This is a genomic window from Sphingomonas sp. PEI4 (assembly GCF_056679955.1).
Map to the genome: position 1 here is coordinate 19,008 of NZ_JBWXPI010000009.1, position 9,711 is coordinate 28,718.

The following is a 9,711-nucleotide window of genomic DNA, read 5'->3' on the forward strand; positions in this document are numbered from 1 at the left end:
CGGGTCAGCCTTTCGGAGGTCTCAATAGCTTGGACGGGTCGAGACCGCTTTGCGAAACTGGCAGGACAGTCGTCCAGATCAACTGCCTCAACAGCACGAAATCGGGCATCAGCAGCTGCCCCGCTGCTGCGAGCCACTGGCCGGTCGCATGTGCCAGGACATGGACGGGGCCATCGGAATCGCTTTCACCGGACTTTTCGTGCGAATCCTCGGCCGATGACGTCTGAACGGGGGCATGGTCATGGATGGATGCGCTATGCCAACCCGACAGCGCGCTCAGCCCGAACATCGCCACAAGCGCCAACAAGGCGCCGAGCAGCGTGGAACAGGGATGGTGAACGATCACGCTCGATACCCTACGGTCCGGACCGGTGAGCGACAAGGCCGTCACGCGCCCGGCCATTTCGGATGCCGCCGGTCGATCACATAGGAATGGTCGCCCTGCGCATGGACGCGCCGATGCGGATCGTCAGCATCGAGATCGCCATGTTCGTGCGCAACCACATCGGGATCGTTCGATGGCCACAGCCAGAGCGCGGCGACCGTTCCGATCGCCGCGAGTGCCGCCATCGCGCCGAATGCGGCCGTCATGCCGAAGCGGGCGCCGAGTTGCCCAACCAACGGATAGCAAAGCAGCCAGCACACGTGACTGAGGGCGAATTGCGCTGCGAACAAGGTCGGGCGGTCCTCCGCGTTCGCCGATCGCTTGAGCAAGCGGCCCGAAGGCGTCACGCTCGCCGAATAGGCGACCCCCATGACGAGCCAGCCACCGAGCAGGACGTGCCAATAGGTCGTCCCCGGCGCCATCGTCGCGGTGATCCCAGCGAGCGCTGCAAGCGCCAAGGTCAGCACGGCCGCGGCGATCAACATGACCGTCCGATCCGCGACGCGATCGAGGATGCGTGGCAAGGTAAGCGCGGCGGTGATCGACCCACCCCCGAACGCCGCGAGCGTCAGCGCGACATCGCGCTGCGTCAGCCCTAACCCCCGCACGATGACGACGGTGTTGACGATGACCATCGCGCTCGCCGCTGCCGCGGTCAGCGTCAGCGCGAGGAGGCCGCGCAGTCGCGGCGTCGCGAGATAGATGCGCGTGCCCCGCGTCGTCTTGTCGTAGATGCCGCCCTCCGCCTCGACAGGTGCCGGGCGGGGCAGAACGGTTGAAACCACCAGCAATGCCGATGAGACGAAGCCGATCGCGGTGCCCGAGAAGAGCCAGTGATAGCTCATCACCGTGAGCAGCCCGGCAGCGAGAATGGGGCTCGTGAGGCTCTCCATGTCATAGGCGAGCCGCGAAAGGGACAAAGCGCGGGTATAGTCGCGTTCCTCTGGCAGCACGTCCGGGATCGTCGCCTGAAAGGTCGGCGTGAACGCGGCCGATGCCGATTGCAGCACGAAGATCAGGACATAGACCTCCCAGACCTGATTCACGAACGGCAGGCAGAGCGCGACTGCGGCGCGGATCACGTCCATGCCGACCAGCAGCGCACGGCGCGGCACGCGATTGGCGAAGGCGCCGGCGATCGGCGCAACGCCGATATAGGCGACCATCTTAATGGCGAGTGCGGTGCCCAGCACCGCGCCGGCGTTGCCGCCCGCGATGTCGTAAGCGAGCAGGCCGAGCGCCACGGTCGCGAGACCTGTTCCGATCAGCGCGATAACCTGCGCTAGGAAGAGGTGGCGGTATGTCCGATTGGCGAGAACGCTGAGCATAGCGCCCACTATCCCCCCAGGGGGATAGTGTCTATCCCCTATGGGGGATGCTCGACAGCACCGGCCGACAGACCTTACATAGGGGCATGGCTCACAATGCTCACACCAGTCACCCGGCTATCATCAAACGCCTGAATCGGGCCGCCGGCCATCTGCGCAGTATCGTCGGGATGATCGAGGAGGAGCGCCCCTGCGTCGACGTCGCGCAACAGCTTCAGGCGGTCGAGAACGCTGTCGCGAGCGCCAAGCGGGCACTCATCAACGACCATATCGACCATTGCCTTGTCCACGCCGAGGAAGGCGAAGGCACTCAGCACGCGGTCGCTCAGTTCCGTGCGATTTCTAAATACTGGTAGACCATCATCACCGGCCATCCAAGGTGCAGCCGCCGCCAGCTTAATCAGGACTGCTTGCTGTTACTGGGTATGGCTGATCTCACCTTAGACTAGAGAGTCGAAGTGAATATTCGCCTTCATAATTGAGGGATCGTTAATTAACGTCAGTCCGGGCAGGATGGACAAGGCAAGCTTACGTCTATTGGCTACACCAGCTTCGGCCCGCGAACGGCCGTTCGCGGGAGGTCACAACCGTTCGGATGAGACTGGGGTGGGCGGCGCTGCTGTTCAGCGCCGTTGAGAGGCGCAGAGCCCCGGTTCACAATCACGCTACCTCGAAGCCGTGGGGATGCCCGACAGATCGGTCGCCGGGTCGATCTGCACTCCGGCTTCCTTCCGTTCCGAATAGCGATCGACGAGCTGCGCAGCATGGGGTCGAAGCAGCACCGTAAACCGCACCAACTCCTCCATCACGTCCGCGATCCGGTCGTAATAGCTGGACGGCTTCATGCGGCCCGCTTCATCGAACTCGTTGAACGCCTTGGCGACGCTCGATTGGTTCGGGATGGTGAACATCCGCATCCAGCGGCCGAGGACGCGCAGCGTGTTGACGCTGTTGAACGACTGCGACCCGGCCGACACCTGCATGACGGCGAGCGTGCGGCCCTGGGTCGGTCGCATCCCACCCATGTTAAGCGGCAGATGGTCAATCTGCGTTTTCATAATGCCGGTGACTTGCCCGTGACGCTCGGGCGAGCACCACACATGCCCTTCGGACCACATCGACAGTTCGCGCAGCTCGTGGACGGCCGGGTGATCGTCGCCGGCGACCTGATCGGGCAGCGGCAGCGCCGAAGGGTCATAGATGCGCGTTTCACACCCGAAGAATTGCAGCAGGCGCGCCGCTTCCTCGACACACAGCCGCGAAAACGACCGTTCGCGCAGGCTCCCGTAGAGCAGCAGGATACGCGGCGGCGGATCGCCCGCGCCGAGGCCAAGGGCGGGCCGATCGAGCGCATAGCGGCGATCGAGCGCAGGCAGGTTGTCGGCATCGAGGAGCTGGCGAAGCGGCATCAGGCGGTCGCGCCGCGCTCATACCAGCCCCGCGACCGCTTCACGATCGACACAACCGAGAGCATCACCGGCACTTCGACCAGCACGCCCACGACCGTCGCTAGCGCCGCGCCGGACTTCAATCCGAACAGCGATATCGCCGCGGCGACCGCCAGCTCGAAAAAGTTGGATGCGCCGATCAGCGCGGCCGGGGCGGCGACGCACCAGGCGACCCCGAACCGGCGCGAGAGCCAATAGGCGAGGCCGGCGTTGAGATAGACTTGGATGAGGATCGGCACGGCGAGGAGCGCGATCACCAGCGGTTGTGCGATGATTTGTTCGCCCTGGAATCCGAACAACAGCACCAGCGTCGCCAGCAGCGCGACCAGCGACACCGGCCCGAGGCGGGCGAGCAGCCGATCGAGCGCGGGCTTGCCCCCGCTCGCCAGCACGCCGCGCCGGATCACTTGGGCGACGATCACCGGCACGACGATGTAGAGCACGACCGACAGCAGCAGCGTATCCCACGGCACCGTGACCGAGGCGACGCCGAGCAGCAGCGCGACCAGCGGCGCGAACAGGAACACCATCAGCACGTCGTTCAGGGCGACTTGGGAGAGGGTATAGGTCGGCTCCCCCTCGCAGAGGTTCGACCACACGAACACCATCGCCGTGCAGGGCGCAGCGGCGAGCAGGATCAGCCCGGCGATGTAGGACGGTCCCTCTCCCGCCGGGAGCAACGGCGCGAACAGGTAGCCGATGAAGAAGGTGCCCAGCGCCGCCATCGAGAACGGCTTGACCGCCCAGTTGATGAACAGGGTCACGCCGACCCCTTTCCAATGTTGGCGAACGGAGCCGAGCGAGCCGAAGTCGATCTTGAGCAGCATCGGAATAATCATCAGCCAGATCAGGACGGCGACGACCAGGTTGACCCGCGCGACTTCCGCCGTGGCGATCGACGCGAACAGGCCGGGCAGGAGATGCCCCAGGGCGATGCCGGCGACGATGCACAGCGCCACCCAGATCGTGAGATAGCGTTCAAAGGTGCCGATGCCGGGGCGTGCCGGCGCGGGGCCGGCGACGGGCGCGATCGTGGACATGAGATTATTCCTTGGCGTTTGCGGCGACGTGCGCGCCGCGTTCATCGACAACCCGCTCGCCATCTTCCTTGGCGAAGGCCCCGAGCTGAGGCGCGGGGAGCAGATCGAGCACCGCTTCCGAGGGACGACAGAGCCTCACGCCGATCGGCGACACGACCAGCGGCCGGTTGATGAGGACCGGATGCGCCATCATCGCGTCCACTAGCGCATCGTCGGAGAGCGAGGCGTCGCCCAGCCCCAGCTCGACAAAGGGCGTTCCCTTTTCGCGCAGCAGCTCGCGCGGGGTGATTCCGGCGCGGTCGATCAGCTCGACCAGCAGCGCGCGCGAGGGCGGGGTTTTCAGATATTCAATGACGTGCGGCTCGATCCCGGCATTGCGGATCAGCCCTAGGACGTTGCGCGACGTGCCGCACGCGGGGTTGTGGTAGATAATGATATCGGTCGCCATCAAGCCACGTCCGACCGCGGCGAGGACGCGCCTTCGCCCTGCCCAATCTCGCGCACCTTGGCGGTAAGGGCAGAGGATTCGAGTTTGTCGATCGGCAGCGACGTGAACAGGTCGATGCGGTTTTCGAGATAGCGCAGCGCCATGACGAAGGCGCGCCGGCGCTCCATGTCGCTTCCCTCGATCGAGGACGGGTCTTCGATCCCCCAATGCCCCGTGACCGGATGCCCCGGCCACACCGGGCAGACTTCGCCAGCGGCATCGTCGCAAACGGTGAACACGAAATCCATGACCGGCGCGCCAGGCGCTGCGAACTCATCCCAGCTTTTCGAGCGCAGACCCTCGACCGGATAGTTGCAGTCAGCGAGCAGGGCGAGCGCGTCGGGGTTGACCGCCCCCTTGGGGAAGCTCCCGGCAGAGAAAGCGCGGAACCGCCCTCCCCGCTTGGCAAGCGCGCTTTCGGCGAGGATCGAGCGGGCGGAGTTGCCCGTGCAGAGGAATAGGACGTTGAACGTGCGATCAGCCATGACGTGATCCTTTCAGGCTGCCCGACAGGCCAGCAGCTCGTCGGCAAGGGGGTGGCACAGCTCGGCGCGGCCCTCGCAGCAGTCCTTCACCAGGAACAGCATGAGGGCGCGCAGCGCATCGAGGTCCGCCCGGTAGATGATCGAGCGGCTATACCGTTCGGAGCGGACCAAGCCGGCGCGCGCGAGAATGCCCAGGTGCGCCGACATGGTGTTTTGCGGCACGTCGAGTTGGCGGGCTATCTCGCCAGCCGCGAGGCCGTCCGGTTCATGTCGGACCAGCAGGCGGAACACGTCTAGGCGCGTGGCTTGGGCCAAAGCACCTAATGCGGGTATAGCCGACTCGTTTTCCATATATCCAGCATAGAGGATATGTTTGGCGCGTAGCAAGGCAGGCGTGATTGGGGACGCTCGATCGAGCGTCCGCGTTCTTGTCCCACCCACCCAACCCTTGGGACTTGGCCTGCGGCCCAGCGGGATTCACACGCCCCTCTACATATGATAATGTCCTTTATCGGATACTCTTTCTTGCCCAAAACCTGCTTTCGTGCGAAGGTGAATCATGGCTACCGTGGTCGATCCCACCCTCACCCGCTTCCGGGCGACGCTCGCCGAGCTTTACGGCGCGCGGCTTGACCGGGCGGTGCTGTTCGGCTCGCGTGCGCGCGGCGACGCGCGGCCGAGCTCGGATTACGACGTGGCGGTGTTCCTGACCTCGCTCCCCGACCGTTGGGCGGAGCTGGACCGGCTCGCCGACTTGCGGGTCCGCTTCCTGGACGAGACCGGCGCGTTCTTCGACGCCAAGCCCTACCCCGCGAGCGCCTGGCGCGACAGCTCACCATTGATGCACGAGATTCGCCGCGAGGGCGTGGAGCTGTGACGCCGCAGGCGGCGGCGTTCCTGGAGAAAGCCCGCAAGCTCCTCGCCGATGCTGACATCATGCTTGGGGCCAGCCTCAACGACGCGGCGGGGCGCAACGCCTATCTCGCGGGCTTCCACGCCGCCCAGGCGTTGATCTTCGAGCAGACCGGCAAAGTGCTCAAAACCCACAATGGGGTGCATAGCGAGTTCCAGCGGTTGACCAAGGACGACGCGGTGATCGGCGCCGCGCTGCGCTCGTTCCTGTCGCGCGCTTACAATCTCAAGGCTGTAGCCGATTATGAAACCGGCCCCGGATCGAGCGTGTCCCCGGAGCGAGCCGCCGAAGCGACCGCAACGGGCAAGGTATTCGCCGCCAAGATTGACGAGATACTGTCGGCAATCGGTCGACCCGACGCATGAACCAGCTCGCCCCCCTGCCCTCACCCGCGTTCACGCTCCCTGCGCTGGTCGCCGCGGCCGACGATCGCGCGCAATGCCGCTTTCTGGAGTTTTTCGCCGTTACCATCCGCAACCCGCATACCCGGCGCGCCTATGCGCGCGCGGCGGGCGAGTTCCTGGGTTGGTGCGAGGCGCGGGGCGTCGCGTCGATCGCGGCGGTGCAGCCACTCCACGTCGCCGCGTGGATCGAGGCGTTGGGGCGCGAGGTGAGCGCGCCGACCGTCAAGCAGCGGCTCGCGGGCGTCCGTCACCTGTTCGATTGGCTGGTAACGGGCCAGGTGGTGCCGACGAACCCGGCTGCGTCGGTGCGCGGCCCGGCGCACAGCGTCCGGCGCGGCAAGACCCCCGTGCTGGCCCCCGACGAGGCGCGCCGCTTGCTCGATGCGATCGACGTGACGACGCCGGCGGGGTTGCGCGATCGGGCGCTGATCGGATTGATGGTCTATTCGTTTGCGCGGATCGGCGCGGGCTTGGCGATGCGGGTGGAGGACGTGTTCGTGCAGAACCGGCGCCTGTGGGTGCGGCTGCACGAGAAGGGCGGCAAGCGCCACGAAATGCCGTGCCACCACAATCTTGAGGAGTACCTGACCGCGTATCTCGACGGATGCGAGCTGCGCGGCCAGGCCAAGGGCCCGCTGTTCCGCACGATCGCGCGCGGGACCAAGCGGCTAAGCGACACCCCCCTGCCCCAGGCCAACGCTTTTCAGATGGTGCGTCGGCGCGCTGGCGCGGCGGGCATCGCGACGGCGATCGGCAATCATTCCTTCCGCGCAACCGGCATCACCGCCTATCTGAAAAATGGCGGGACGTTGGAGCGCGCGGCGACGATGGCGAACCATGCGTCCACCCGCACCACCCAGCTTTACGATCGCCGCCCCGACGACGTGACGCTGGACGAGGTGGAGCGCGTGCTGATCTAGGCCGACCGGGCGCGCCCGTGCCGGGCCGCGCTCTATCTCCGCTGCGCTCCGACCGAGCCCCCGTGCCGGCGTCTCGTCCCTGACGGGCAACGATCGCTCGCGCGGGCGGGCCGAGGCCCGCATGAGGTCGGCGGCGTCGCCGACGAGGATCCCCGTCAAGTGGGGAAAGGGAGCGCCGCCCCCTCTCCCCAGCAACGGCAATCAGCCTGGCCGTGGCTCGCTGCGCTGCGCCCGCACCACCCCGGCAGATTCCCGTTGCCCCCCTCTCCCCCGCTGTTCGCCACGAGGCAGGGCCGATGGCGGAAGGCCATCGCCCCGAGGGCGATTTTGAGAAGGGAACGATGACATGGAGCAGGACAATCGCGAAAGTTGGCTGAACCGGGTGGCGGCAGGCATGGCTCCGCTGTTTACGGCATTGGGAACCCCCCTCCCCGACCGCGTGCGCGTCGCGATCGGGTTCACCAGCGCCGGGCGCAACGGTAAGGCGATCGGCGAGTGCTGGGATAACCGCCGCAGCGCGGACGGCCATTTTGAAATCTTCATCCGGCCGGACCTCGCGCACGCGCCCGACGCCATGCCGGCGCAGATCGCGGCGATCCTCGCGCACGAGTTGTCCACGCCGCAGTCGGCATCCCGGCCGGACACGGAAAGGCGTTTAAACGTATCGCGCTGGGCCTGGGGCTGGTCGGGCCGATGCGCGCGACGACGCCGGGCGATGCGTTCCTTGCCGCCGTCGCGGCGATCCTTGCCGCCGCAGGCCCCCTACCCCACGCCCGGCTCGATACCGGCGGACAGACCACCGCGCCGAAGAAGCAGGCAGCGCGGATGCTCAAATGCGAGTGTCAGGCTTGCGGCTACACCGTCAGGACCGCACGCAAATGGCTTGAGACGGCTGGCGCGCCACTATGCCCGATCGAGAGGCACGGGCCGATGCACCATGACCCGCTCGACAGCGATGGCGATGGTCCAGAGCCGTGATGCTCCCCTTTCCATTCAACCCGTATATGCGTATACAAGTATAACTCTATACCGGTAGGAGTGTAGCATGAAGGTTCTCGCCATCCTGTCGCAGAAAGGCGGCGTCGGAAAAACGACGCTGGCGACGTGCCTTGCCGTGGCGGCCGAGCAGGCAGGCAAGGAAGCCGCGATCATCGACCTGGACCCGCAGGCGACGGCCTCGTTCTGGAAAGATGTGCGCCAGCTCGACACGCCCGCTGTTGCTTCGATTCAGCCGGTGCGGCTTGCGGCAATGCTCAAGGCCTGTGCCGACGCCGGCACTGACCTTGTGGTGATCGACGGCGCGGCCGTCGCGCGTGATGTTGCCTACGAGGCGGCGCGTCACGCCGACTTCATCCTGGTCCCGACGAAGACGGCTGTGTTCGACACGATGAGCATGACGCACACGCTGGACGTGGTCCGGCAGCTCGATCGCGGCTTCGCCGTCGTGCTGACGTTCGTCCCGCCCCAAGGACAGGAGACGGGCGATGCGATGAAAGCGGTCGAGGAGCTGGGCGCGGCGGTCTGTCCGGTGACGATAGGCAACCGCAAGGCGTTCTTCCGCGCGCAGGCCGCAGGCCAGGCCGTGCAGGAGTATGAGCCGAACGGCCCGGCCGCAGCCGAAATCAACCGGTTATACGAGTATACGGCTATACGCCTATACGACAAGGTGGAGGCAGCGTAATGGCAAAGGGCAACACGCTTCAGGCGATGCTCGACCGCGCCAAGGTCGGCGGCGAGACGCCGGCGACGGCCGCGCCGATCGCCTCGACCGCATCATCGCCCGCCAGAATTACGCCGGGCGGTCGACAGGGCACCAAGCTGATCGGCGGGCACTTCGCGCCCGAGGTCAGCACGCAGCTCCGTATCCTCGCGGCCGAGGAGGGAACGACGGTGCAGAGCCTGTTGGCGGAGGCGCTGGACGACTTGTTCGTGAAGAAGGGCAAGGGCCGCGTTGCGCGCAGCGTATAGCCGTATATCTGTATACGCCTATACGAGCGGCAATGAAAAGTGAGTTTTGGGGTAGGGGCTCACCTTTCGCCGAGTGGTGCACTGAAATCGACCAGGACCGGCATTTCGGGGATTCCGCCGCGCAGCTTGGCGCGCCGCACGATGCTGTGCTGGTCGATCAGATTCTGTGCGTCGCGCTTGCCGGTGGAGGTTTTCGGGAACCAGTGAAGCGCGACCCGCTCGACCTTGCGGCCCTTCTTGATCGGCGTGAAATCGACATAGAAAGGGCAGAGCTTGTTGATTTCTTCGACCGCGACCTTGAGACAGTATTTGTTGAGGTCGGCAAAGCGTTCG

The 9,711-nt window shown here is 65.8% G+C and carries 14 protein-coding genes and 1 pseudogene; 7 read left to right on the forward strand and 8 right to left on the reverse strand.

Translation table 11 applies throughout. The features are described from left to right. Positions 1-4: 4 nt before the first annotated feature. Together AC1MLZ_RS25355 and AC1MLZ_RS25360 are read right to left on the reverse strand one after the other, a co-directional pair. Positions 5-403, reverse strand: coding sequence for a hypothetical protein (locus tag AC1MLZ_RS25355; protein WP_380773441.1), 399 nt, complete (start codon positions 401-403; stop codon positions 5-7). After that, complete coding sequence (locus AC1MLZ_RS25360) at positions 388-1,713, reverse strand: MFS transporter (RefSeq protein ID WP_380773443.1); 1,326 nt, start codon at positions 1,711-1,713, stop codon at positions 388-390. Before AC1MLZ_RS25360 ends, AC1MLZ_RS25355 begins: the two co-directional genes overlap by 16 nt. Positions 1,714-1,799: 86 nt before the next feature. On the opposite strand from AC1MLZ_RS25360, the gene AC1MLZ_RS25365 reads away from it, so the two are divergent. After that, the gene (locus AC1MLZ_RS25365) at positions 1,800-2,069 is read left to right on the forward strand and encodes a metal-sensing transcriptional repressor (protein WP_480962532.1); all 270 of its coding nucleotides are present in this window, start codon (positions 1,800-1,802) and stop codon (positions 2,067-2,069) included. Positions 2,070-2,378: 309 nt separating this feature from the next. Here AC1MLZ_RS25365 and arsH read toward each other — a convergent pair whose 3' ends face one another. From arsH to AC1MLZ_RS25390, 5 genes are read right to left on the reverse strand one after another with little or no spacing between them, the layout of a single operon-like run. After that, positions 2,379-3,122 carry an arsenical resistance protein ArsH gene (arsH, locus tag AC1MLZ_RS25370; RefSeq protein WP_380773482.1) on the reverse strand — a complete coding sequence of 248 codons (744 nt, stop codon included), beginning with the start codon at positions 3,120-3,122 and terminating at the stop codon, positions 2,379-2,381. Next, on the reverse strand, positions 3,122-4,201 hold the full coding sequence (gene arsB, locus AC1MLZ_RS25375; RefSeq protein ID WP_380773484.1) for an ACR3 family arsenite efflux transporter: 1,080 nt from the start codon (positions 4,199-4,201) through the stop codon (positions 3,122-3,124). Before arsB ends, arsH begins: the two co-directional genes overlap by 1 nt. A gap of 4 nt (positions 4,202-4,205) precedes the next feature. After that, entirely contained in the window at positions 4,206-4,649 is a 444-nt protein-coding gene (gene arsC, locus AC1MLZ_RS25380; RefSeq protein WP_380773486.1) for an arsenate reductase (glutaredoxin), read from the reverse strand. Then, positions 4,649-5,173 (reverse strand): arsenate reductase ArsC, encoded by a 525-nt coding sequence (locus AC1MLZ_RS25385; protein WP_480962533.1) that lies wholly within the window; start codon positions 5,171-5,173, stop codon positions 4,649-4,651. Before AC1MLZ_RS25385 ends, arsC begins: the two co-directional genes overlap by 1 nt. 12 nt (positions 5,174-5,185) lie before the next feature. Next, on the reverse strand, positions 5,186-5,524 hold the full coding sequence (locus AC1MLZ_RS25390) for an ArsR/SmtB family transcription factor (RefSeq protein ID WP_380773490.1): 339 nt from the start codon (positions 5,522-5,524) through the stop codon (positions 5,186-5,188). 208 nt (positions 5,525-5,732) lie between these two features. On the opposite strand from AC1MLZ_RS25390, the gene AC1MLZ_RS25395 reads away from it, so the two are divergent. From AC1MLZ_RS25395 to AC1MLZ_RS25420, 6 genes and pseudogenes are all read left to right on the forward strand, one after another. After that, on the forward strand, positions 5,733-6,050 hold the full coding sequence (locus AC1MLZ_RS25395; protein ID WP_170171548.1) for a nucleotidyltransferase domain-containing protein: 318 nt from the start codon (positions 5,733-5,735) through the stop codon (positions 6,048-6,050). Then, positions 6,047-6,451, forward strand: a complete 405-nt coding sequence (locus AC1MLZ_RS25400) for a HEPN domain-containing protein (RefSeq protein WP_170171549.1) — start codon at positions 6,047-6,049, stop codon at positions 6,449-6,451. Before AC1MLZ_RS25395 ends, AC1MLZ_RS25400 begins: the two co-directional genes overlap by 4 nt. Beyond that, positions 6,448-7,410, forward strand: coding sequence for a tyrosine-type recombinase/integrase (locus AC1MLZ_RS25405; RefSeq protein WP_170171550.1), 963 nt, complete (start codon positions 6,448-6,450; stop codon positions 7,408-7,410). Before AC1MLZ_RS25400 ends, AC1MLZ_RS25405 begins: the two co-directional genes overlap by 4 nt. A 346-nt stretch (positions 7,411-7,756) precedes the next feature. Beyond that, positions 7,757-8,388 (forward strand): annotated as a pseudogene (locus AC1MLZ_RS25410) (transcription elongation protein SprT). Between the two features lie 67 nt (positions 8,389-8,455). Continuing rightward, a complete protein-coding gene (locus tag AC1MLZ_RS25415; protein ID WP_170171552.1) occupies positions 8,456-9,091 on the forward strand; it encodes a nucleotide-binding protein in 636 nt (211 codons plus the stop codon). Continuing rightward, positions 9,091-9,378 carry a ribbon-helix-helix domain-containing protein gene (locus tag AC1MLZ_RS25420; protein ID WP_206378928.1) on the forward strand — a complete coding sequence of 96 codons (288 nt, stop codon included), beginning with the start codon at positions 9,091-9,093 and terminating at the stop codon, positions 9,376-9,378. The genes AC1MLZ_RS25415 and AC1MLZ_RS25420 overlap by 1 nt, the downstream gene beginning before the upstream one ends. A 59-nt stretch (positions 9,379-9,437) precedes the next feature. Here the strand turns inward: AC1MLZ_RS25420 and AC1MLZ_RS25425 are convergent. Beyond that, a partial coding sequence (locus AC1MLZ_RS25425; RefSeq protein WP_480962534.1) for a replication initiation protein occupies positions 9,438-9,711 on the reverse strand: 274 nt, incomplete at its 5' end.

Coding starts and splice junctions, on each gene's coding strand:
- AC1MLZ_RS25365 (WP_480962532.1), top strand. CDS start 1,800: ATGGCTCACAATGCTCACACCAGTCACCCGGCTATCATCAAACGCCTG.
- arsC (WP_380773486.1), bottom strand. CDS start 4,649: ATGGCGACCGATATCATTATCTACCACAACCCCGCGTGCGGCACGTCG.
- AC1MLZ_RS25420 (WP_206378928.1), top strand. CDS start 9,091: ATGGCAAAGGGCAACACGCTTCAGGCGATGCTCGACCGCGCCAAGGTC.
- AC1MLZ_RS25360 (WP_380773443.1), bottom strand. CDS start 1,713: ATGCTCAGCGTTCTCGCCAATCGGACATACCGCCACCTCTTCCTAGCG.
- AC1MLZ_RS25395 (WP_170171548.1), top strand. CDS start 5,733: ATGGCTACCGTGGTCGATCCCACCCTCACCCGCTTCCGGGCGACGCTC.
- arsB (WP_380773484.1), bottom strand. CDS start 4,201: ATGTCCACGATCGCGCCCGTCGCCGGCCCCGCGCCGGCACGCCCCGGC.
- AC1MLZ_RS25415 (WP_170171552.1), top strand. CDS start 8,456: ATGAAGGTTCTCGCCATCCTGTCGCAGAAAGGCGGCGTCGGAAAAACG.
- AC1MLZ_RS25405 (WP_170171550.1), top strand. CDS start 6,448: ATGAACCAGCTCGCCCCCCTGCCCTCACCCGCGTTCACGCTCCCTGCG.
- AC1MLZ_RS25355 (WP_380773441.1), bottom strand. CDS start 403: ATGGCCGGGCGCGTGACGGCCTTGTCGCTCACCGGTCCGGACCGTAGG.
- AC1MLZ_RS25385 (WP_480962533.1), bottom strand. CDS start 5,173: ATGGCTGATCGCACGTTCAACGTCCTATTCCTCTGCACGGGCAACTCC.
- AC1MLZ_RS25390 (WP_380773490.1), bottom strand. CDS start 5,524: ATGGAAAACGAGTCGGCTATACCCGCATTAGGTGCTTTGGCCCAAGCC.
- arsH (WP_380773482.1), bottom strand. CDS start 3,122: ATGCCGCTTCGCCAGCTCCTCGATGCCGACAACCTGCCTGCGCTCGAT.